Raw genomic sequence first — 22,526 nt, 5'->3', positions numbered from 1 at the left:
CGAATGTTCGCAGTCCGCCGCAGCTTGTTGCGCCGGCCCATGTCAATGCGCGGTCCAGCCGCCATCGACCGGAAGTGCAATGCCGGTGATGGAGGCGGCCGCTTCCGTCGCCAGGAACACCGTGAGCGCGCCAAGCTCCTCGACCGTGGCAAAACGCTTGTTCGGCTGCTGCGCGAGCAGCACGTCACGGATCACCTGATCGCGGGAGACGCCGTGCGCCTTGGCCTGTCCATCGATCTGCGCCTCGACCAGCGGTGTGTAGACGTAGCCCGGACAGACGGCATTGCACGTGATGCCCTCCTCCGCGGTCTCGAGCGCCGTCACCTTGGTGAGACCGACGATCCCATGCTTGGCGGCGACATAGGCCGCCTTGAACGGCGAGCCGACCAGACCATGCGCGGAGGCGATGTTGATGATCCGGCCAAAACCGTTCCGGCGCATCGCCGGCAGCGCGAGCCGCGTGGTGTGGAAGGCGGACGTCAGATTGATCGCGAGGATCTGGTCCCATTTCTCGACTGGAAACTGGTCGAGCGGCGCGACATGTTGGATGCCGGCATTGTTGACGAGGATGTCGAGCCGGCCGGATTGGGCGATGGTGGCCGCGATCATCTCGGCGATCGATTTGGGCCTCGTCATGTCTGCGGGCGAGTAGCTCGCCTTGATGCCGAACTCGGCGGCGATCTGCTCGCGCGTCCGGCCGATCTCGCTCGCGACACCGAGGCCGTTGAGCACGATGTCGGCACCCGCGGCGGCCAGCGCCCGTGCGATGCCGAGCCCGATGCCGCTGGTCGAGCCCGTGACCAGCGCAACCTTTCCGGCCAGCGCGCGCGCAGGTTGAGACGTCTGTGGCTTCAGCGGTATGTTCATGCGAGTTCCTCCATTGGCGATCGCTGGGCTTGGCCCTGGCGCCCGCTTTCGCAGGACCATGAAGCGGTGCCGGCCCGAATGGAAATGCCGCCTGGCTTCCGAAACCATACGCGCCCGCTATTGCGGCCGGGATGTCATTCCCTGCCCCGATCGGCTAGAGTTCTGCTGCCCGATCCTGCTGGGGAGCCGATCCATGGAAATGCATCAGGTCCGCTATTTCCTCGCGGTGGCGCAGCTGTTGAACTTCACGCGTGCCGCCGAGGAGTGCAACGTGACGCAGCCGTCGCTGACGCGCGCGATCAAGCAGCTCGAGGCCGAGCTCGGCGGCGACCTGTTTCGTCGCGAGCGGCCCGCCGCGCAGCTGACCGAGCTCGGCCAGCGCATGCATCCGCTCTTGAAGCAGTGCTATGACGCCGCCGTCGGCGCGCGTTCCCTCGCCTCCTCGTTCAAGAGCGGTGAGATCGGCGCGCTCCGCATTGCGCTGACGCATTCGATCGATCTGTCGCTGCTCATTCCCCATCTCAACCAGATCAGGCGGCAGTTCAACCGTCTCGAATTCCGCTTCCTGCGCGGAACGAGCCGCGAGGTCGGCGAATTCCTGAAAAAGGGCGAGGCCGAGCTCGGGATTGCCGCCGAGATCGACGAGGCCTGGGAGCGGCTCGACGTCTGGCCCCTATTCACGGAAGCTTTTGAGCTCGTCGTCGGCGATGGCCATCGGCTGGCCGGCCGCAGCAGCATCGAGCTGGACGATTTGCGCTCGGAGCAATTGCTGAGCCGCACCTTCTGCGAGCACGCGCGCCGTATCTCCGCGAGCCTGCGCGAGCACGGCATCGAGCATGGCCATGAAATCTCGAGCGAGCGCGACCTGATCGAGCTGGTCGAAGCCGACATGGGCATCGCCATGGTGCCGCACACCTCGCCCGTGCCGGAAACGCTGACGCGCGCCACCGTCTCCGGGCTGGACGCCCGTCGCACCGTCAATCTTTACGGGGTGGCCGGCCGGCAGCGCACGGCGGTCGCCAACGCCATCATGCGCATGCTGCGCGGCGCCGACTGGCGGGAGATTGCGGGATAGCGCGGGCGCCACCCTTCTTCCCCTCTCCCCTTGCCGGAGAGGGTAGCTCGCCGCGACAGCGGCGAGACGGGTGAGGGGTTCTGTCCGCGAGTCCCCTCTTTCAGCTGCATACGCAGAAGCAACCCCTCATCCGGCGCGCTCAGGAGCGCAATTGCGCTCCAAAGCGCGCTACCTTCTCCCGCAAGGGGAGAAGGGAAGAAAGCACGCAACGCGAGCGCTCAGTTCTCCCTGTCTGCGCTCTCCAGCGCGGCCAGGAGATCATCGATCTCCATGCGCTTGCGGAAATCGGGATCGACGAAGCGGGCTTTCACGACGCCGTCGCGTCCGATCACGAACACGGCCGGGATCGGCAGCACCCAGCCGTCATTGCCGTGGAATTTCGCCATGTCCTGATAGGACAACAGATGCTGGATCTCGGCGCCGAGCCAGATGGCGAGGTTGAGCGAGAGCGCGTAGCCGTTGTCGAGATCGGTCAGGATCGGAAACGGCGCACCGGCATCTGACTTGATCTGCCGCGTATATTCCTGCGTCTCCGGCACGATTGCGACGACCTGTGCCCCTATCGCCTTGATGCGACCGAGTGCCTGGACCACCGCGCGGAAATTGAGCCGGCAATACGGGCACCAATGACCGCGGAAGAACATCACCGCAACCGGGCCGCTCTCCAGCAGCGCATTCAGCGCGACGAGACGTCCGCTCTCGTCGGGCAGCATGAATGGCGGCATCGCATCGCCCGGTCGCGGCGCCGTCTCACCACCCCCGTTTCCGTTCAACCGCGCGACCAGGCGATCGACCGCCTCGCCATAGGCGGGGAACACCTTGCGGCTGGCGTCGGCATAGGCGCGGAGCTGTTCGTTCAGCGTGCCATCCATGTCGCGGCAGCGCTGGAAAGCAAGCCTGAGCTGTTCGGCGTCGGCGGGCGAGAGAGACGTCATCTTCTGCTCCGGCGTTCAGGGGACCAATATTAGTTGCGTGGTCGGGCCGCCCGCAAGGGGGCGGCCGTCCTGCGCACGTGATCAGTTCACGTAGAAATTGCCGGTCGGATCCAGCCGCCCCGACGTGGAGTACAGCATACCCTTGTCCATGAAGAAGACGGTATTGTCGGGCACCTTCTTCGCGTTCTTCATCATGGCGTCGTGGTTCCTCTCGGCCGGGGCCATGGCCATCGCCGACATCTTGCCGGGACCGCCATAGACATAGGCCATGCCGGCCTTCAAATCCCAGGCCGCTTCCGAGAAGGCCGATGTGGCGATCACCGCAAAGGCGGCGGTAAAAATCAGGGTTTTGGACACTTTCGTCATGAGATGCTCCTCCGGATTGACGTGAACGCCCGCCAACCGGGCGCCCTGCCATCGAACGGCGCAAGCCGCGCGAGTGGAAATGCCGATCCACGATCGGTTCGATAGCCGCCGCCTATCGGCATAGCTCGGGGCTATCGCACCGAGAGCGAAAGGGCATTTCAGGACGAGCAGCGCCTCGACCAAACTCCTGCCACAGCCGGCGACCACCGCGGTTGCTGCCAACACAGGAGACTTCCATGCTCAAGCATCGCACATTATCTCGCGCGGTCTGGCCGAGCCTTGCGATCCTCGGCGCACTGACGCTCTCGGTGCAGCCGGCACTCGCCGGCGAATGCCCCGCCGACAAGATCAAGCCGAACGCCCAGCCAATGGTCGACCACAAGCCGGTCGGCGTCACCGACGTCACGCTCGGCGCGATCGACCTCGGCAAGCAGCCGGCGCATATCGAGGGACGCGAGCTGCGCTTCCGCAAGCTGACGATCGCGCCCGGCGGCATCGTGCCCTGGCACAGCCATGACGACCGCCCCGCTTTGATCTTCGTGCAGCAGGGCGAGATCGTCGAATACGCCTCCAACTGCGCCGATCCGATCGTGCATAAGGCTGGAGATATCCGTCCCGAAGTCTACGGCACCTCGCACTGGTGGAAGAACCTCGGCAAGGAGACGGTCATTCTCTATGTCGGCGACGTCCGCAAGGACCCGAACGACCACCACATGTAACGAGCGCGCCCAAGCCCCGTCATTCCGGGGCGATGCGCAGCATCGAACTACGGTGCGCAATTGCGCACCTGAGAATCTCGAGATTCCGGGTCTGGTGCTGACGCACCAGCCCGGAATGACAGATTAACGGAGAGCCCTGCCATGACCGATCTTTCCGCGTCGATCAAACCGGCCGCGACGACAATGGAGGCACACTCGCCGGGTCTGGCGCTGCGATCGCTCGTGATCGGCCTCACCGCATTCCTGACCGTCGTCGACCTGTTCGCGACGCAGGCGATCCTGCCCTCGCTGACGCGCCACTATGGCGTCACGCCGGCTGCGATGGGCTTCGCGGTCAATGCCAGCACCTTCGGCATGGCCGTTGCGAGCCTCGTCGTTGGCTTCTTCAGCCCACATATCAATCGTCGGAACGGCATCCTGCTCAGCCTGGCACTTCTTGCGATTCCGACGAGCCTCCTGGCGTCCGCACCCAATCTTGCCGTCTTTACCGCGTTGCGCGTGGCTCAGGGCCTCTGCATGGCGTCCGCCTTCGCGCTGACGCTGGCCTATCTCGGCGAGCAATGCAGCGCGACGGACGCCGGCGGCGCGTTTGCCGCCTATATCACCGGAAACGTCGCCAGCAATCTCGTCGGTCGGCTGATCTCGGCGGCCGTCGCCGATGGCCTTGGCCTCGCGTGGAATTTCTACGTTTTCGCTGCCCTCAATCTCGCCGGTGCGGCGCTGGTCTATTTCACCATCAAGCACGTCCAGCCGATGCATGCGATGAGCGCAACGGAATCGCCGCTCGCCGCGATGTTCGCACATTGGCGCGACCCGCGATTGCGCGCCGCCTACGGCATCGGCTTCTGCATCCTGTTCGCCTTCATCGGCACCTTCACGTTCGTCAATTTCGTTCTGGTGCGGCCGCCGCTATCGCTCGGCATGATGGGTCTGGGCTTCGTCTATGTCGTCTTCCTGCCCTCGGTGCTCACGACATTGCTGGCGGGCAGAATAGCATCGCGCCTCGGACCACGGCCGACGATCTGGGGCTCGCTCGCCGTCGCCGGGATCGGTTTGCCGTTGATGCTGGCGCCACATCTGGGCGTGGTGCTCGCGGGGATGGTTCTGGTCGGCGTCGGCACGTTCTTCGCGCAAGCGACCGCCACCGGTTTCGTCGGACAGGCGGCCACTGACAACCGCGGCATCGCCAGCGGCACCTATCTCGCCTGCTATTTCTGCGGCGGGCTCGTCGGCACGGCCGTGCTCGGACGGCTGTTCGACACCTTCGGCTGGCAAGCTTGCGTGGCCGGCGTGGGTCTGGCCCTCGCGGCCGCAGCTCTGCTCACGATTGACTTGAAGCGCTAGTCGGCGCCTGTTGCGGCGGCTCGTCGTCGGCAATCGCGCGCCAGGCGGCGCCGTCGAGATCGTCGTATTGGCCGCTCCGCAGCGACCAGAGGAAAGCGACGAGACCGGCACCGCCGAGAGCCAGCGCCAGCGGGACCAGAATGACCAGGATCTCCATCACGCGATCTCCCGCGAGGCACTGCGCGCCCGCAACGAATTGAGCATCACCAGAATCGACGATCCGCTCATGGCGGCCGCCGCGATCAGGGGCGTCACGACGCCGCTGATCGCGACCGGCACGGCGAGGACGTTGTAGCCGATCGCGAGCCAGAGGTTCTGCTGCATCAGGTGCAACGCCTTGCGCGACGCGTCGATGGCCGCGACGACCGGGGCCAGCGGCCGGCCGAGGAAGACGAGATCGGCGGTTGCTTGGCTCAGATGCGCGGCGGAGATCGGCGACATCGAGACATGGGCCGCCGCCAGCGACGGCGCATCGTTCATGCCGTCGCCCACCATCAGCACTTTTGCGCCACGGCGCTTCAACTCCTCGATCCGCGCGATCTTGTCGGCGGGCGTGACGCCGGCGCGCCATTCGGGAATGCCGAGCGCATCGGCGGCGGCCTTCACCGCCGGCTCGCGGTCGCCGGAGAGGATCTCGATGCCGATGTTGCGCGCCTTCAACGCCGCGATCACGGCCTGCGTGTCCGGGCGCAAGCCCTGACGCACCGACAGGATGAAGCTTTCGCTGCCCTTGCTGAAGGCCACGATGGATGCCTCGGGATCGAGACGGACCACATCGGCAACCAGCGTCTCCGCACCACAGAAGGACGGCCGGCCGAGACGAAGCTCGACGCCATCGACCACAGCGCGCACGCCCTGCCCGGATTCTTCGACTGCGCCGACGATGGGAGACTTGGCGCCGGCAGCCTGCGCCACCGCAGCTGCGACGGGATGATGGCTCGACAGCGCAAGGCGCCCGGCGAGTTCGATGATGTCGGCGGGGATGTCGGCGGCATTCATGACTTCGAGATCGGGCAGCGTCAGCGTGCCGGTCTTGTCGAAGATGACATGGTCGGCTTCGGCCAGCCGCTCGATCGCGTCGCCCGCATTGAGCAGCACCCCCGCCTTGAACATCGCGCCCGAGGCCACCGTCTGCACGGTCGGGATCGCGAGCCCGAGCGCGCAGGGACAGGTGATGATCAGCACGGCGACGCCGGTCACGATCGCATCATGCCAGCTCGCGCCGGCGATGACCCAGCCGAGGATGGTCAGAAGCGCAGTCGCATGCACCACCGGCGCATAGAGCCGCGAGGCACGATCGGCGAGCCGCATGTAGCGCGAGCGCGCCTGGAGCGCGTTGTCGAGCAGCCGCGTGATCTCGGCGAGCAGCGTCGCCTCCGAGGACGCCGAGACCCGCACCCGCAGCGTGCCGGAGATGTTCATCGATCCCGCATAGACCGGCGTGCCCTGCTCGGCCGTGACATAGAGCGTCTCGCCGGTGATCAGGCTCTGGTCGATCTCGGAACGTCCCTCCATCACGGTGCCGTCGACTGCACAGCGCTCGCCGGGGCGCAGCAGCACGATGTCGCCGGGATGGATCGCGGCCACCGGCACGTGCGAGATTTCATCGGGCCCCACGAACTTGGCCGCCGTCTCCGCCTTCAGCGCCGCAAGATTGCCGGCGACCGCACGGGTCCGCCGCCGCATGTTCTGGTCGAGGAAACGGCCGACCAGGAGGAACGTCAGCAGCATGATCGCGGCGTCGAAATAGGCGTGCTCGGCGTGATGGATGGTCTCCACCACGGACATGCCGAGCGCGAGGATCACGCCGATCGAGATCGGCACGTCCATGTTGGTGGTCTTGGCCGCCAGCGCGCGCCAGGCCGAACGGAAGAACGGCTGGCCGGCATAGGCCGCCGCCGGCAGCGCGATCAGCGCCGAGAGCCAGTGGAAGAAGTCGCGCTGCTCGGGCAGCATGTCGGAGACGTTGCCCGACCACACCGGGATCGACAGCATCATCACGTTCATGGTGGCGAACGCGGCGACGCCGAGGCAGCGCAGCAGGAAGCGCGATTCGGCGACCTCGGTCGCTTCCGCGCTCTCGGTCTCGAATGGATAGGCCTTGTAGCCGAGCTCTTCAAGCCGATCGATGAATCGGCCAGGATCGAGCGTGCCGGCCTTCCATTCCAGCGCGACGCGGCGGTCGGTGAGGTTCACCCGCGCCAGGGTGACATCTGGAATGGCGGACAGCCCGCGCTCGATCTTGGCCATGCAGCCGGCGCAGTGGACGCCTTCGACAGCGAGATCGATGTGCTGGAGGCCCTCGCCCGCGGTCCGGACGTAATGCGAAAAATCACGCGTGACCTGCATGACGAAATCCCTTCAGTTCAGGATCACGCGGTTGCGCGACAGGAACACGCGTGCCCCCCGCGCCTCACCCTCGATCACCAGGTCCCACTGGCCGGGCGCGACGGCGGCGGCATGGCCGCGATAGATGCCGATGCCGGCTTCGGTGAGCTCGACGGCGAGATCGGCGCGCTTGTCGGTCGGCCGCTCCAGTCGCCCGCCGAACTTCAGTCCAGCGATCGGCTGGCCGATCGCATCGCGTGCTTCGACCTGAAGCACCGCGCCGCCGTCGCTGCGGCGCTCGATATGGGCGTTGACCTTCCATTTGCGCAGCGCCTGGTCCTGCGCCGCCGAGATCTCGCGGTCATAGGTGAGGCCCGCGGCATAGGGGCTGTCGACGTCGGTGCCGGGCAGCGTCGCGATCGCGAGCTTCATCATGGTCACGTTGACGCCGATCACGAGGCCGAAGAAGGCGACCAACATCAGGAACACCTTGGTTCCGGTCAGCGGCTTGGAGGCCATGGCAGTCTCCTGATCCTTAAGGCGAGACGAAATTGTCGGTGGCGGAAGCGACCTCGCCAAGCCCGATATCGGTGACGTGGAAGCGGACTGGGATCGACTTCTCCGGATTGTTGTCCGCCGGCGCGGTGACGAGCAGCCGCAGCTCGCTGGTGGAGTCGCGCGGGATCACGATCATCGGCCGGTCCGGCGTCACCGAATCGACGCCGACGACGTGGATGGTCGCGTTGGCCGGGCCGTGCGCGTCGATGGCGATGACGCGGTCGTAGCCGCTCTTGTTCAACAGACGCACCGTGTAGGCGTTACGGATCGAACCGTCGCTGAGCTTGACCGCGACCGGATTGCGGTCGTGCAGGACGTTGACGTCGAGCAGGCTGCGGGTCGCGAGCGTATAGATCATGATGCCGCCGACCGCCGCGATGATCGCGCTGTAGACGACCGTGCGGGCACGGACGATGCGGTAGATCGGCGCCTTGCCTTCCTGACGGCGCTGGATGTTGATGTCGTTGTCGTAGCCGATCAGCCGCCTTGGCCGGCCGATCTTCGTCATCACGTTGTCGCAGGCGTCGATGCAGAGCCCGCACTGGATGCATTCGAGCTGCGGCCCGTTGCGGATGTCGATGCCGGTTGGACAGACCGCGACGCACTGATAGCAGTCGACGCAATCGCCGACCTGCTGGCCGAGGGCGCGCAGCTCGGCGGCCTTCTTCACCGAGGTGCGCTTCTCGCCGCGGTCGTAGCGATAGGTGACGTTGAGCGCCCATTCGTCGGTCAGCGCCGCCTGGATCCGCGGCCACGGGCACATATAGGTGCAGACCTGCTCGCGCATGGAGCCGGCGAGCACATAAGTCGATGCGGTGAGGATGCCGATCCAGACATAGGCGATCATCGGCGCCTGGAAGGTGACGAGCTCTTTGACCAGCGTCGGCGCGTCGTTGAAATAGAGCACCCAGGCACCGCCGGTCCACCAGGCGATCAGCAGCCAGATCGAGTGCTTGAGCACGATCTCGGAGATCCGCTCGAGCTTCAGCGGGTCGGACGATTTATCCTTCCTCATCCGCTCGCGCCGGTCGCCCTCGACGAGACGCTCGACGGCATAGAACAGGTCGGTCCATACCGTCTGCGGACAGAGGTAGCCGCACCAGATCCGGCCGCCGATGGAGTTCATCAGGAACAGCGCGACGGCGGCAACGATCAACAGGCCGGTGAAGTAGTAGACCTCCTGCGGCCATAGCTCGATGAAGAAGAAGTAGAAGCGGCTGTTGGGGAGATCGATCAGCACGGCCTGGCTGGGAGCGCCGAGGCCGCGGTTCCAGCGCACGAACGGCAGGAGATAATAGACGCCGAGGCAGAACGCCATCAGGCCCCATTTGATCCGGCGGAACGTGCCGGAGACGCTCTGCGGATAGACTTTCTTGCGGGCTGCATAGAGCGGCCCGTTGTCGTCCGCCGGCTTGAGTTCGTTCGGGTTGACGGTCTTGTTCATCGCGGAATCTTCTCAAGAGGTGCGATTAAACCTAGACCCGGCGCCGACATGTCCCTTGATCCAACGCAAACGGGGGCGCTTTTCTTCGCCCCCGCCGGAAGTCGTTGGCCGTGGATAGGCTTATTTGCCGCCGCCGAGCGAGTGGACGTAGACTGCCATCGCCTTGATGGTGGCGGGATCGAGCCGCCCTTCCCAGGCCGGCATGACGCCGGCGCGGCCCTGGCTGATGGTCTCGATCAGGCTCGCCTCGTCCGAGCCGTAAAGCCAGATCTTGTCGGTCAGGTTCGGCGCGCCCATCTCCTGGTTGCCCTTGCCGCCGTCGCCGTGGCAGGCGACGCAATTCTCCGCGAAGATCTTCTCGCCCTTGGCGGCATCAAAGCCGTTGCGGGTCGAGAGGCCCGACAGCGACCGCACGTAATTGGCGACCGTGACGATCTCGTCGCCCTTCAGCACGCCGTCCTTGCCGAAGGCCAGCATCTGGCCTTCGTGCGTCTTGGCATGGCCGGAACGCGCGCCGTACTGGATGGTCTGCATGATCTGGTCGAGCGTGCCTCCCCACAGCCAGTCGTCGTCGTTCAGGTTCGGGAAGCCCTTGGCACCGGCGCCGCCGGAGCCGTGGCACGGCGCGCAATTGTCGCCGAACACGGTCTTGCCCTTGGCACGGGCGAGCGCAAGCAAGGCCGGGTCCTTCTCGATGTCGGCCAGCGAGGCCGCGCCCAGCGCCACCATCTTGTCACCGCGGATCTTCTCGAGATTGGCGAGCTCGACCGCGACGTCGGCGCGCGACGAATAGCCGAACACGCCCGTGGTATTGCTGGCGATCAGCGGCCAGGCCGGATAGACGATCCAGTAGGCGATCGCCCAGACGATGGTGAGGTAAAAAGTGATCACCCACCAGCGCGGCAGCGGCGTGTTGAGCTCCTTGATGCCGTCCCATTCGTGTCCGGTCGTGGACTTGCCGGTGACGGTATCGACTTCGCTATGATCGGTCATGGTCTCTCACTCCTCCCGCAACGGCAGGTGTGCTGCTTCGTCGAACGCAGCCTTGTTACGGGGCCAAAATGCGTAGGCGATGATCGCGAGAAAGATCGCGACGAACACCGGCGTCCAGATCGTCGTCACCAGCTCGGACGCGAGATTATGGACTGTCAGGATAGCTTTCATCGTTGATGCCTTCTCAGCGAAGATTGGCTTTCTCGTTGTAGAGCTTGAAGTCGACCAGCGTGCCGAGCATCTGCAAGTAGGCGATCAGCGCGTCCATTTCGGTCGGCGTGCCGGTTTTGCCGTCGAAGTTGCGCACGACGGCCTTGGCGTAGCGCTTGCTGAAGGCATCGCTGCCGGCATTGTCCGGATCAGCCTGGGCCTTCAGGTCGGCGCCTGCGCTCGCGATCTGGTCGTCGGTGTAGGGCACGCCCACGGCCTTCAACGTGCGCATATGGTCGGCGATTGTGTCCGGATCGACCTCGGTGTGGCTCAGGAACGGATAGCCCGGCATCACCGATTGCGGCACGATGGCGCGCGGGTTGGTCAGATGGGTGACGTGCCAGTCATCGGAATATTTCGCCCCGACGCGGGCGAGGTCGGGTCCGGTACGCTTCGAGCCCCACTGGAACGGATGGTCGAACATGCTCTCGGCGGCGAGCGAGAAGTGGCCGTAGCGCTCGACCTCGTCGCGCAAGGGCCGGATCATCTGCGAATGGCAGAGATAGCAGCCTTCGCGGACGTAGACGTTGCGCCCCGCCAATTCCAGCGGCGTGTAAGGCCTGACGCCGTCGACCGCCTCGATCGTGCTCTTGAGGTAGAACAGCGGAGTGATCTCCACGAGACCGCCGATCGCAACCACGAGCAGGATGCCGACGACCAGGATGATCGAGTTCTTTTCGAAGACTTGATGGCGTGTCCAGAATGACATTGCTTGAGCTCCTCATTCCGCCGGCTGAAGAGCGACGGGCATCTGGACTTCCTGCTCGCCGACGCGGACGGTCATCCAGAGATTGTAGGCCATGATCAGCGCGCCGATCAGGAACAGGCCGCCGCCGGCAGCGCGGATGATGTAGAAGGGATGCATCGCCTCGACGGTCTCGATGAAGGAATATTCGAGGAAGCCGAGCGAGGTGTAGGCGCGCCACATCAGGCCCTGGAGGATGCCGGACACCCACATCGCCGAGATGTAGAGAACGATGCCGAGGGTGGCGATCCAGAAGTGCCAGTTGACGAGCTTCAGGCTGTAGAGGCTCTTGCGATTCCAGGCCCACGGCACCAGGCAGTAGAGCGCGCCGAAGGAGACGAAGCCGACCCAGCCGAGCGCGCCGGAATGCACGTGGCCGATGGTCCAGTCGGTGTAGTGGCTGAGCGAGTTGACCACCTTGATCGACATCATCGGACCTTCGAAGGTCGACATGCCGTAGAAGGCGACGGAGACGACGAGCATGCGCAGCACCGGATCGGTGCGCAGCTTGTCCCAGGCGCCCGACAGCGTCATCAGGCCGTTGATCATGCCGCCCCAGGAGGGCATCCACAGCATGATCGAGAAGGTCATGCCGAGCGTCTGGGTCCAGTCCGGCAGCGCCGTGTAGTGCAGGTGGTGGGGACCTGCCCAGATGTAGAGGAAGATCAGCGCCCAGAAGTGGATGATCGACAGCCGGTAGGAATAGACCGGCCGCTCGGCGCGCTTCGGAATGAAGTAGTACATGATGGCGAGGAAGCCGGCGGTCAGGAAGAAGCCGACCGCGTTATGGCCGTACCACCACTGGAACATGGCGTCCTGAATGCCGCCCCAGGCGACGTAGGACTTCGAGCCGAACACCGAGACCGGGAGCGCCGGATTGTTGCCGAGATGCAGCACCGCGATCGTCACGATGAAGGCGAGATAAAACCAGTTCGCGACGAAGATGTGCGGCTCCTTGCGCTTGAAGATGGTGGCAAGGAAGACCAGCAGGTAGGCGACCCAGACGATGGTCAGCCAGAGGTCGGCATACCATTCCGGCTCGGCATATTCCTTCGACTGGGTGACGCCGAGCAGATAGCCGGTGCCGGCGATCAGGATGAAGAAGTTGTAGCCGATCACGACGAACCAGGGCGCGAGATCGCCGGCCAGGCGCGCGCGGCAGGACTTCTGCACGACGTAGAACGACGTGCCGATCAGCACGTTGCCGCCGAAGGCGAAGATCACCGCGGAGGTGTGCAGCGGCCGCAGCCGGCCGAAGCTGGTCCAGGGCAGGTCGAAATTCAGCGCGGGCCAGGCCAGCTGCGAGGCGATGATGAGGCCGACGAGGAAGCCTGCGATGCCCCAGAACATCGCCATGAAGGCGGTGAACTTGATCGGCCCCATGTTGTAGTTGGGGCGGCCATTGATCTCCGCCGGCGGCAGCGTGGCCGGCCGTTCGAAGTAGCGGTTCACGATAAAGAACATCGCAGCCAGGCTCGCCGCAGCGCTGAGCGCAGCATGGAAGGCAAAGGGTGCATCGAGCGCCTTGGCCGCAGCGATCACGCAGAGGAAGGCGGTGACTGCAAACACGACAGACAGGCCGCTTTCGCCGATGGTCATGGATTTGGAGATGGAGGGCTGGCTCATGCGGATTCTCTCTCGAAAGAACACGACGCCAGAAACCACATTCACCCTCGCGGGGAATTGATTGAAATCAAGATGGATGGATTTCTGTTAATGTGAGGGCGATATTGATCGGAGAGCGATATCAATCGCATGCGCCAGGCGTTCCGGCCGCGGCGAGCCGTCGCCTCCGTGAAATCACGGAGCTCGGAACCGCGGGATCGAAGGGCGCTGCGTCAGTCCCGCGCCGTCGCCTTGAGCGCCGCGATGACGTCCTCGCGGGCGATGATTCCGGCCAGATTCTGCGCGCCGTCGAGCACGATGATGCTCCTGATGCGATGCTCGACCATGATCTGGAGCACGCGCGTCAGCCGCGTCTCGGGGCCGACATAGATGAACTCGGGTGTCATGACGTCGCCGATCTTGCGACTCATCAAGTCGGGATAGCGCGGCAGCATCTGGCTCGGCGTGAAGGCGAAGCAATTCAGGATGTCGAACTTGGTGACGATGCCGACCACCTGGTCGTCATCGACGACCGGATACGAGTTGAAGTCGTCGGTCTCGAACATCTCGCTGAGCTCGAGCAAGTCGCGGTCGCGCTGCACCGTTTTGACGTTGCGTGTCATGTAGCGTTCGACGGTTTGTTCGAGAAATCTGTACATGGCGCGTCCTCCTCGATTCGCTACTGGCCGGGCGGCCGGCCCTCAGTGCGACAGCAGCACGCTGCGGGCAGATTGTGTGACCAGATACTGGGTGACGCCGCCCAGGATCAGTTCACGAAACCTCGAATGACCGTAGGCGCCCGCGACGATCAGGCCGGCGCCGACGTCGCCGGCGACCTTGTCCAATTGCGCGGCAGCGGTTTCGTTCCGCGCCGCCTCCGAGACGCGCGCTGTCGCGGTGACCCCGTGACGGGCGAGCCAGGCGGCCACGTCGCTGACGCCGGCCATCACGACCGAGCGGTTGTCGCCCTGCTCCGGAATTTCGACGATGGTGACGTCCCTCGCCTTGCGCAGCATCGGCAGCGCGTCGACGACCGCCCGCCGCGCCTCGGGCGTGTCCTTCCATGCCACCAGCACGCTGCGCAGATCGAGCCAATTGGCGTTATCGGGAACGACCAAAAGCGGCCGGCCGGCCTGCATCACCAGGTCCTTGGCGCTTGCGAGCGCAAAGGCGTCAGAGAAGGCAGGGCTCTGTCCGCCGCTGATGACGATGTCGGCGCAGCGCGCCTGCTCCAGGACAAAACGCGCCGGAAAGTCCTTGGCGCTGCGCCACTCCGCGTGTCCGCCGCGATTCCTGGTGGCAGCGCGGAACTGCGCCTCGAGACCGGCGAGCCGCCGCTTGACGGACGCTTCGCCCTGCTCGATCAGCGCTTGTGCTTCGGCGCCGTCGGCGAAATAAAGCGGCGGCGCGAACTGCGCTGCGGCGACGCCGACGATGGCCGCCTCGAATCGCTCGGCGAGCTCCCCCGCGACCTGAAGGCGCGCCTCGTTGGACTGATCGAGCGCGAGGCTGACCATCACGGTCGCGTATGTCATCGGGATTCTCCGGCAGGCAATGAACTGCCGCGAAATCTAGCCTCGCCGACGCAAGGCAGGATGAGATAGATCAAATCGCCGGCCGTCATGTCGCAGGAATTCCGCCAATGAATTCAATCCGGCTTGCCTCCGAACGAACCTTGAGCGACATTGTCATGAGCGGTAAGCGCATCCTGCCGACCGCGCTTTAGCGAGGAGTGAAGTTTGGCGCCGACCCGCGTAACCCATCCGGCAGACGATGGTCGGGGCGAGCATTTCCGGCTCCGCATCGAAGGATTCGGGGTTGGCACCTGGGATCTCGATTTGCGAACGCGGGACCTTGAATGGTCCGAGATGTCCAAGCGGCTGTTTGGCCTCAGGCGGGATGATGCCGTCAGCCACGATCTCTTTCTGTCGCTGCTGAACCCCAGCGATCGGGACCGCGTCTTGCAGGGAATCGAGCGCAGCTCGGAGAGCGGCGCAGGATTCGACGTGTCCTTCAAGGTTGGCGGTCCTTCGGAGAAGGGCCAATGGATCCGGGCCAGGGCCGGCGTGATCCGAGACGATTCGGGCTCGCCGCGTCACCTCAGCGGGATATTCCTCGACATCAACGAGGAAAGACATCTGGAAGAGGCCCTGCGCTCTCAGGAGAATCATCTTCGCTCGATTCTCGAAACGGTGCCGGACGCGATGATCGTGATCGATTCGCGCGGCATCATGCAGCTCTTCAGCAGCGCCGCGGAGCGGCTGTTCGGCTACAGCAGGCAGGAAGCCATTGGTCGGAACGTCAGCATCCTGATGCCGGAGCCTGATCAATCGCGTCACGACAGCTATCTCGTGCGTTACCTCAAGACCAACGATCCGCACATCATCGGCATCGGCCGCATCGTGACTGGCAAGCGCCGCGACGGCACGACGTTCCCGATGCACCTTTCGGTCGGGCAGACGCAACGGGGCGGCGAGCTCTATTTCACCGGCTTCGTCCGCGACCTCACCGAACATCAGCAGACCCAGGCGCGGCTTCAGCAGCTGCAGTCGGAGCTCGTCCACGTCTCGCGGCTGACCGCGATGGGCGAGATGGCCTCGGCGCTCGCCCACGAGCTCAACCAGCCGCTGGCGGCGATCAGCAACTACATGAAGGGATCGCGGCGCCTGCTTGCCGGCAGCGTTGATCCGAATACGGCGAAGATCGAAAGTGCGCTGGACCGCGCCTCGGAGCAGGCCTTGCGCGCCGGCCAGATCATCCGCCGCTTGCGCGACTTCGTCTCGCGCGGCGAGTCGGAGAAGCGGATTGAGAGCCTGTCCAAGCTGATCGAGGAGGCCGGCGCGCTCGGGCTTGCCGGCGCGCGCGAGCAGAATGTCCAGCTCCGCTTCAATCTCAATCCGAAGGCGGACCTCGTGTTGGCCGACCGCGTGCAGGTCCAGCAGGTCTTGGTCAACCTGTTCCGCAACGCGCTGGAAGCGATGGCGCAGTCGCCGCAGCGAGAGCTTGTGGTGGCCAATACGCCCGTTGCCGACGACATGATCGAAGTCGAGGTTTCCGACACCGGCTCCGGTTTCCAGGGCGACGTCGTTCCAAACCTGTTTCAAACTTTCTTCACCACCAAGGAAACCGGCATGGGCGTAGGGCTGTCGATCAGCCGTTCGATCATCGAGGCTCACGGCGGCCGCATGTGGGCCGAGAGCAACGCATCGGGCGGGGCGACATTCCGCTTCACCTTGCCAGCAGCCGACGAGAACTGATTCATGACCACCAAGGGACATGTCTACGTCATCGACGACGACGCAGCGATGCGGGACTCGCTGAACTTCCTGCTGGATTCTTCCGGCTTCGGCGTCACGCTGTTCGACAACGCGAAAGATTTCATCGACACCCTGCCCAGCCTCGCCTTCGGCTGCGTCGTCTCCGACGTGCGCATGCCGGGCCTCGACGGGATCGAGCTTCTGAAGCGCATGAAGGCGCAGAACAGCCCGTTTCCGATCCTGATCATGACCGGTCATGGCGACGTGCCGCTCGCGGTCGAGGCGATGAAGCTCGGGGCCGTCGACTTCCTGGAGAAGCCGTTCGAGGACGATCGTCTCATCACCATGATCGAGACGGCGATCCGCCAGGCCGAACCGGCGGCCAAGAGTGAGGCCATTTCGCAGGACATCGCCGCCCGCGTCGCCTCCTTGAGCCCGAGGGAGCGCCAGGTCATGGAAGGGCTGATCGCAGGCCTTTCCAACAAGCTGATCGCCCGCGAATACGACATCAGCCCGCGGACCATCGAGGTGTACCGGGCCAACGTGATGACCAAGATGCAGGCGGGCAGCCTTTCGGAGCTGGTCCGCATGGCGATGCGCGCCGGCATGCTTAACGATTGACTCAGGGTAGCCTTGAGGCAGGTCAAGGCCCTTGGCGACCTGCGTGCTACTCAAGCAGCATGATCGAGGTCAGCTCACACCGTGCGCGGCCGGCGTCCCCCACAAAACCCACCGTCTATGTGGTCGACGACGATGCCGCCGTCCTGGGATCCCTGCGATTCCTGCTGGAGACCGACGGCTTTGCCGTGCGGACCTTCAGGAGCGGCACGGCGCTGCTCCACGCAAGCGGCGCTCCGGGGACGGACTGCTACGTGATCGATTACAAGATGCCCGACATCAACGGCATCGAGCTCGCCGGCCGGCTGCGCCAGTCCGACAGCGAGACCCCCGTGATCCTGATCACGGGCTATCCGGACGAGAACATCTCGGCCCGGGCGGCCGCGGCGGGGGTAAAAGACGTGGTTTTGAAGCCGCTTCTCGACGAAAACCTGCTCAAGCGCATCCGCCGCGCCATCCAGGACCACCCCCGTGCCTGACCTACGGGATTCTACGTAAGGCAACTCCCTTAAGATATCGCTCGAAATTTTCGAAGCCCCCGATACCGCGTACCAATGCGTCATCACAACGGAGATGGCGCAGATGCTGACCCAGACGATCAACACCAAGGCAATCAATACCCAGATTGGTGGCAAGATTGCTCCTGCCCATCCCGTCACCGACCAGTTAGGCGCCATCACGGGCCATGTCGGCCTCGTCGCCACGGAGTTCTCCTACCGCAAAGACGAGGAGATCTATGGCGAGGACGAGCCGGCCGAATATGTCTATCAGGTCATCACCGGCGCGGTGCGCAGCTACAAGCTTCTCTCCGACGGCCGCCGCCAGATCGGTGCCTTCCATCTTCCCGGCGACGTGTTCGGGCTCGAATCCGGCGCCACTCACCGCCTCGCCGCCGAAGCCATCATCGACACCACCGTGCGCCTCGTGAAGCGCGCGAGCCTCGAGAAGGCCGCCGGCATCGACGTCCAGGTCGCCCGCAAGCTCTGGGCCATGACGGCTTCCGAGCTGCGCCACGCCGAGGACCACATGCTGCTGCTGGGGCGCAAGACCGCGATGGAGCGCGTTGCGACCTTCCTGCTCGAAATGGACCGCCGCCTCGCCGTTGCTGGCATGATGGCGCTGCCGATGTGCCGCCGCGACATCGGCGACTATCTCGGCCTCACGCTCGAGACCGTGTCGCGTGCGCTGTCGCAGCTTCATACCCAGGGCATCCTGGGCTTCTCCGGCGCCCGCCAGATCGTGCTGCGCAACCGTCAGCGCCTGCACAATCTGGACGCCTGATCTCTCTTTCCTTCCCCACCTACTTGGCCGGCTGAATCCGTTCAGCCGGCCATCTCTTTGGTCGCGGTCATACCCGCGCGCCGCGTCTCCGGCATCACGAGCAGAATCAGCAGAAGCCCCGTCGCGGCGATGCCGGACAGTCCGATGAAGGCGGTGGCGTTGCCGAACTTGTCGCTGACATAGCCGCCAAGCGCGGTGCTCAAGGACGCACCGATGCCGGTCGCGGTGCCGACGATGCCCTGCGCCAGGTTGAAGTGACCGCTGCCGAAGGCGACGTCGGCGACGATCAGCGGAATCATCACCGCGAACACGGCCGCGGTGAGGCCGTCGAACACCTGCACCAGCACGAGCAGATAGGGATCGCGCACGGTTGCGAACAGCAGACCCCGGATCGTCAGCGCGCCGAATCCGATCAGGAGCAGCGGCCGCCGGCCCCAGAGTTGTGCCTTGCGTCCGATGGTCGGCGACAGCAGCGCCACGATCGCTTGCGGAACGACGATGCAAAAGGCGACGAGCACCGTCGCCCACTGGCTCGACCGCGCCGTCACCGCGCTCGCCATCAGCGGCATCATCGCGGCATTCGCGAGCTGCAACAAGAGCACGCTCAGCGCGAACACAATCAGCGGACGCTGCCGGATCAGGTGCCAGACATTGGTGTCGCCGCGATCCGCGGCTTCAGGCGGCATCTCGCCGTGACAGCGTCTAATGTCGACCTCGTGCTCGCGGATGCGCGAAAGCGCGATCAGGGTCGGGATCGCGAGCAGGAAGGTGACCAGAAAGACCGAGCGGCTCGAGAGCAGGTAGCCGGCGGTGCCCATCACCGCCGCCGCAACGCCGTTGCCGAGCGAGGCAAAGCGCGCATTGCGGCCGAGACGCTCGCCGATCGCGAGCGGGCCGACCAGGCCGAGGCTGATCGCGGCAATCGCCGGCCCCAGCACGCAACTCGCCATCGCATGCAGGGTGGCGGCGGTCACCACGACGGGGAAGATCGGCATCGCGGCGTAGGCAAGCGCGCAGCAGCCGATGGTGGCGATCGCAAGGGCGGCCACCAGCCGTTCCGATTTGGCCGCATCGATGATCGCGCCGCCCGGCATCTGCCCGATCAGGGCGACGATGCCACCGATCGACAGCACAAGGCCGATCTCGACCTGGGTCCATTTCTGCGTCGTCAGATAAACCGCAATGAACGGACCGAATCCGGTCTGCACATCGGCGAGGAAGAAGATGAACCAGTCGAGCCCGCGCAGGCTCTGGCGCGACGGTGCCGGAAGGCCTGCAGCCGGCGGCGCGGCGACGTTGTTCTGCTCAACGCGGCCGTCGCGATCTGCATGTTTCGGCTTCCTCGACAACAGCACAGGCGGTCAGCCCTCCGGGCACCTCACTGAATCGCTTGCAGCGGTTGAAGGCTGCCGGACGCGCCGAGCACGACGATCGGCGTGTCTTCCTTGTATTCCGGCGCGGCCGCGACCTGCGCCTTGGTCAATTCCAGCGTGATGCTGTCCTTCTTGTTGGCGATCTTGCCGAAGCGCAGCGCGTTCCAGTCCACCACGATCTTGCGGCTGCCGACGCCGAGGAAGCCGCCGAAATCGATCGCCGCCGCACGCACATGGCCGGTGCGATCGACGATGACGTCGACGATGCGACCCATGTCTTCGCCGGCGGCGCTGCGAACGTCGCGGCCGAGGACGCCATGCGCCTCGCTTGCGCCGATGATGGTCACCGAGGGCGGCGGGGCGGCATCCTTGGGGGTGACCGGAACGGTCGAGGCCGGCGGCTGTGCCGTCGGCGGCGCATTCGCTTCGCTCGCGCCCGCGGGTTGATCCTCCGCGGCACGCGAGGTCGCCACCGCCAGGCCCGAGACGATGGCTATGCCCAGGATCAGCGCTCCGATCGCACGCATCGCACCCTCCTCTCGGCGCGCCACTAGCGCGCCAGCACAATCGAGACCTGGATCTGGCCGCGCGTGCGCAACACCTCCAGCGCCACGTCGTCGCCATGGCGACTGACGCGCAGATCCACGCTGGACCCGCCCAGCCGCAGATCGCGCAGGATCACCTCGTTCAGGAACGTCGGCAGATGCGGATTACGCAGGCGAATCTCACAGCGTGCGACGTCGAACTCGATGCCCAGCGCCGCCTCCAGCAGCGTGAACGGCGTCGCGCTGGCCCAGGCCTGCGGCGCGCAGGCGACCGGATAGAGCGTCGGGCCGCGCCGCTTCTCGCGCCGGAAACCGCAGAACAATTCGGGCAGCCGGCGCAGGTCCATGTAGGTCGCCGCGTCGAACAGCCCCTTGAAGACATGCGCCACCGAATGCTTGAGGCCGTAGCGCGCGAGCCCGAGCGCGATCAGCGCGTTGTCGTGCGGCCAGATCGAGCCGTCATGATAGGACATCGGGTTGTAGCGCACCTCGCCCTGCGCGACGGTGCGGATGCCCCAGCCCGAGTAGAAATGCGGCCGCATCAGATCGGCGGCGACGAGACGGGCGCGATCCTCGCGGATCATGCCGCTGAACAGCACCTGCCCGGCATTCGAGGTCCGCACCTTGCAGGGGCGCTTCCTGCCGTCGAGGGCGAGCGCATAGGTGCCGAGCTCCTCGCACCAGAACGCCTTCTCGAAGCGCTCGGCCAGCGCCTTGGCTTCGGCCTCGAGCTGGCGCACGCGGTCCGGCTTGCCGAGCCGCAGCGCGCAGCGCGCGGCGAGCTGCTTGGCGGCGTAGATATAGCCCTGGACCTCGGCGAGCGCGATGTTGCCTTCCGCAAGCTGGCCGTCGGCATGGAAGATCGCGTCGTAGGAATCCTTCCAGCCCTGGTTGGCCAGTCCCTTTTCCGTCGCGCGCTGGTATTCGACGAAGCCGTCCTGATCGGGATCGCCGGGACCGTCGATCCAGGCGAGCCCCGCCTCGATCGCCGGCCACAGCTCGATCAGCGTGGCCTCGTCGCCGGTGCGCTCGAAATAGCTTCCCGCGAGCAGGACGAACAGCGCGGTCGAATCGACGCTGCCGTAATATTGGGAGAACGGCACCTCGCCCAGCGCCGCCATCTCGCCGCCTCGCATCTCGTGCAGGATCTTTCCGGGCGCGGCGTCGGCGAGCGGATCGATCGCCTTCGCCTGGAAATGCGCGAGCCGCCGCAAGACGCCCTTGGCGACGCGTGGATCGATCCAGAGCATCTGGAGCGCGGTGATCAGGCCGTCGCGACCGAACGTGGTCGAGTACCAGGGAATGCCGGCATAGGGATAACGACCCTGTGGCGTCTCCGTCATCAGCATGTTGAGGTCGGCCATGGCCTGGCACAGCACCTCGTTGAAGATGTTGTTGGAGGTCTCGATGCTGGCGGCGCCCATGGTCGACTGCCGCATCTCGCGGCGGTGCGCCAGGAGGCCCTGGAAGAACCGCGCCGGCTTTTCCGTCACCGGTCGGTTGCAGGAGACGGCGACGAACAGCGATCTGGCCTCGTGCGGGTCGAGCTCGAGCTGCCAGGTCGCGGCATTGACCGACAGCCGCGTCGGGCGCGGGTCGAAATGCAGGCCGGTGGTGCGCTCGGCGTCGTCGAGGCCGCGATACCCGAACAACACGTCGGTCGGGCCGAGCAGCCGGCTCGTGCCCGTCCCGCGGCGCGGGCGCCGCTCGCCGCGGACCTCGAACAGGTCGGCGAAGTCGTTGTCGAACAGCAGCGTCAACTCGAAGCTGGCGCGCGCGTCGCCGTGGTTCTGCACGCCGATGCGTTGATAGGCGGCACCGCGCCACAGGAAGATCGTGCGCACGATGTGCAGCAGATCCTTTTGGAACACGAGGCGGCCCTGACGGTAGATGTCGGGATTGGTCAGATCGACTGTCAACGCCGAATTGTCGTCGCGCAGATTCGAGCCGAGCAGCAGCGGCTGGAGATCGTCGAGCACGAGCTCCAGCCGCGCCAGATAGCGCGTGTCGTGGTGAAACAGCCCGTCTGGCCCGCCCGCCGAAGCGCCGATGTCGCCATGGCTGTCGAGCACGATGAAGGTATCGTCGTGCTTGAGGGACCGCCGCGGCCGGGCGGCGGGTCCCGTCATCGGAATGTAGAACGTCTGCTCCGCGACGGCTTCCGCCGTCTGCGATATCGAAATGATCTGGGTTACGGTTTCGGCTGCCATGAGCTGCTCCCCTGCGCCTTGATTCGAAACGCAACCAACGAACGCGACTGCAG

Annotated in this window: 23 protein-coding genes; 7 read left to right on the top strand and 16 right to left on the bottom strand. The window is 65.2% G+C overall.

Annotated elements, in window-relative coordinates; all coding sequences use genetic code 11:
* Positions 1-42: 42 nt before the first annotated feature.
* Positions 43-867, bottom strand: a complete 825-nt coding sequence (locus CWO91_RS08780) for a 3-hydroxybutyrate dehydrogenase (protein ID WP_130213111.1) — start codon at positions 865-867, stop codon at positions 43-45.
* A 193-nt stretch (positions 868-1,060) separates the two neighbouring features.
* On the opposite strand from CWO91_RS08780, the gene CWO91_RS08775 reads away from it, so the two are divergent.
* A complete protein-coding gene (locus tag CWO91_RS08775) occupies positions 1,061-1,942 on the top strand; it encodes a LysR family transcriptional regulator (protein WP_130213110.1) in 882 nt (293 codons plus the stop codon).
* Between the two features lie 218 nt (positions 1,943-2,160).
* On the opposite strand, the gene CWO91_RS08770 is transcribed toward CWO91_RS08775, so the two are convergent.
* Together CWO91_RS08770 and CWO91_RS08765 are read right to left on the bottom strand one after the other, a co-directional pair.
* On the bottom strand, positions 2,161-2,877 hold the full coding sequence (locus CWO91_RS08770; protein ID WP_130213109.1) for a peroxiredoxin-like family protein: 717 nt from the start codon (positions 2,875-2,877) through the stop codon (positions 2,161-2,163).
* Between the two features lie 81 nt (positions 2,878-2,958).
* Positions 2,959-3,243: a hypothetical protein gene (locus CWO91_RS08765; protein WP_130213108.1), complete on the bottom strand. Its 285-nt coding sequence runs from the start codon at positions 3,241-3,243 to the stop codon at positions 2,959-2,961.
* 236 nt (positions 3,244-3,479) lie between these two features.
* Here CWO91_RS08765 and CWO91_RS08760 point away from each other — a divergent pair, with 236 nt between their 5' ends.
* The gene (locus CWO91_RS08760; protein WP_130213107.1) at positions 3,480-3,962 is read left to right on the top strand and encodes a cupin domain-containing protein; all 483 of its coding nucleotides are present in this window, start codon (positions 3,480-3,482) and stop codon (positions 3,960-3,962) included.
* A gap of 141 nt (positions 3,963-4,103) precedes the next feature.
* On the top strand, positions 4,104-5,306 hold the full coding sequence (locus CWO91_RS08755; RefSeq protein ID WP_130213106.1) for an MFS transporter: 1,203 nt from the start codon (positions 4,104-4,106) through the stop codon (positions 5,304-5,306).
* Here the strand turns inward: CWO91_RS08755 and ccoS are convergent.
* The 10 genes from ccoS to CWO91_RS08705 form a co-directional block, all read right to left on the bottom strand.
* On the bottom strand, positions 5,284-5,463 hold the full coding sequence (ccoS, locus tag CWO91_RS08750) for a cbb3-type cytochrome oxidase assembly protein CcoS (RefSeq protein ID WP_130213144.1): 180 nt from the start codon (positions 5,461-5,463) through the stop codon (positions 5,284-5,286). The two genes, CWO91_RS08755 and ccoS, sit on opposite strands and share 23 nt — an antisense overlap.
* Positions 5,463-7,655, bottom strand: a complete 2,193-nt coding sequence (locus tag CWO91_RS08745) for a cation-translocating P-type ATPase (protein ID WP_130213105.1) — start codon at positions 7,653-7,655, stop codon at positions 5,463-5,465. The genes ccoS and CWO91_RS08745 overlap by 1 nt, the downstream gene beginning before the upstream one ends.
* A gap of 12 nt (positions 7,656-7,667) precedes the next feature.
* Positions 7,668-8,153: a FixH family protein gene (locus tag CWO91_RS08740; RefSeq protein WP_130213104.1), complete on the bottom strand. Its 486-nt coding sequence runs from the start codon at positions 8,151-8,153 to the stop codon at positions 7,668-7,670.
* Between the two features lie 16 nt (positions 8,154-8,169).
* Positions 8,170-9,636, bottom strand: a complete 1,467-nt coding sequence (gene ccoG / locus CWO91_RS08735; protein WP_130213103.1) for a cytochrome c oxidase accessory protein CcoG — start codon at positions 9,634-9,636, stop codon at positions 8,170-8,172.
* 120 nt (positions 9,637-9,756) lie between these two features.
* Positions 9,757-10,629: a cytochrome-c oxidase, cbb3-type subunit III gene (gene ccoP, locus CWO91_RS08730; protein WP_130213102.1), complete on the bottom strand. Its 873-nt coding sequence runs from the start codon at positions 10,627-10,629 to the stop codon at positions 9,757-9,759.
* A gap of 6 nt (positions 10,630-10,635) precedes the next feature.
* Positions 10,636-10,800, bottom strand: coding sequence for a CcoQ/FixQ family Cbb3-type cytochrome c oxidase assembly chaperone (locus tag CWO91_RS08725; RefSeq protein WP_063691463.1), 165 nt, complete (start codon positions 10,798-10,800; stop codon positions 10,636-10,638).
* Between the two features lie 13 nt (positions 10,801-10,813).
* The gene (gene ccoO, locus CWO91_RS08720; RefSeq protein ID WP_128939632.1) at positions 10,814-11,548 is read right to left on the bottom strand and encodes a cytochrome-c oxidase, cbb3-type subunit II; all 735 of its coding nucleotides are present in this window, start codon (positions 11,546-11,548) and stop codon (positions 10,814-10,816) included.
* A gap of 12 nt (positions 11,549-11,560) precedes the next feature.
* Entirely contained in the window at positions 11,561-13,210 is a 1,650-nt protein-coding gene (ccoN, locus tag CWO91_RS08715; RefSeq protein ID WP_130213101.1) for a cytochrome-c oxidase, cbb3-type subunit I, read from the bottom strand.
* Between the two features lie 212 nt (positions 13,211-13,422).
* On the bottom strand, positions 13,423-13,848 hold the full coding sequence (locus CWO91_RS08710; protein WP_130213100.1) for a CBS domain-containing protein: 426 nt from the start codon (positions 13,846-13,848) through the stop codon (positions 13,423-13,425).
* 42 nt (positions 13,849-13,890) lie between these two features.
* Entirely contained in the window at positions 13,891-14,724 is an 834-nt protein-coding gene (locus CWO91_RS08705) for a universal stress protein (RefSeq protein WP_130213099.1), read from the bottom strand.
* Between the two features lie 204 nt (positions 14,725-14,928).
* Between CWO91_RS08705 and fixL the strand changes: the two genes are divergently transcribed.
* The 4 genes from fixL to CWO91_RS08685 all read left to right on the top strand — a co-directional run bounded on the left by fixL (position 14,929) and on the right by CWO91_RS08685 (position 18,345).
* On the top strand, positions 14,929-16,446 hold the full coding sequence (gene fixL, locus CWO91_RS08700; RefSeq protein WP_130213098.1) for a sensor protein FixL: 1,518 nt from the start codon (positions 14,929-14,931) through the stop codon (positions 16,444-16,446).
* A 3-nt stretch (positions 16,447-16,449) separates the two neighbouring features.
* Positions 16,450-17,067, top strand: a complete 618-nt coding sequence (fixJ, locus tag CWO91_RS08695; RefSeq protein WP_130213097.1) for a response regulator FixJ — start codon at positions 16,450-16,452, stop codon at positions 17,065-17,067.
* A gap of 59 nt (positions 17,068-17,126) precedes the next feature.
* The gene (locus CWO91_RS08690) at positions 17,127-17,543 is read left to right on the top strand and encodes a response regulator (protein ID WP_130213096.1); all 417 of its coding nucleotides are present in this window, start codon (positions 17,127-17,129) and stop codon (positions 17,541-17,543) included.
* Between the two features lie 103 nt (positions 17,544-17,646).
* Positions 17,647-18,345 carry a helix-turn-helix domain-containing protein gene (locus CWO91_RS08685; RefSeq protein ID WP_165405312.1) on the top strand — a complete coding sequence of 233 codons (699 nt, stop codon included), beginning with the start codon at positions 17,647-17,649 and terminating at the stop codon, positions 18,343-18,345.
* Positions 18,346-18,386: 41 nt separating this feature from the next.
* Here the strand turns inward: CWO91_RS08685 and CWO91_RS08680 are convergent, their stop codons facing one another.
* The 3 genes from CWO91_RS08680 to CWO91_RS08670 are packed head-to-tail and all read right to left on the bottom strand — an operon-like array spanning position 18,387 to position 22,473.
* A complete protein-coding gene (locus tag CWO91_RS08680) occupies positions 18,387-19,700 on the bottom strand; it encodes an MFS transporter (protein WP_130213094.1) in 1,314 nt (437 codons plus the stop codon).
* A gap of 23 nt (positions 19,701-19,723) precedes the next feature.
* Positions 19,724-20,245, bottom strand: coding sequence for a PRC-barrel domain-containing protein (locus CWO91_RS08675; RefSeq protein WP_165405311.1), 522 nt, complete (start codon positions 20,243-20,245; stop codon positions 19,724-19,726).
* 23 nt (positions 20,246-20,268) lie between these two features.
* The gene (locus CWO91_RS08670; RefSeq protein WP_130213093.1) at positions 20,269-22,473 is read right to left on the bottom strand and encodes an amylo-alpha-1,6-glucosidase; all 2,205 of its coding nucleotides are present in this window, start codon (positions 22,471-22,473) and stop codon (positions 20,269-20,271) included.
* Positions 22,474-22,526: the final 53 nt, after the last annotated feature.

The organism is Bradyrhizobium genosp. SA-3, assembly GCF_004212635.1.
In the GTDB taxonomy this organism is placed as follows: domain Bacteria; phylum Pseudomonadota; class Alphaproteobacteria; order Rhizobiales; family Xanthobacteraceae; genus Bradyrhizobium.
Note: the sequence above shows the minus strand (reverse complement) of the source record. Positions and strands in the feature narration are given on the sequence as shown.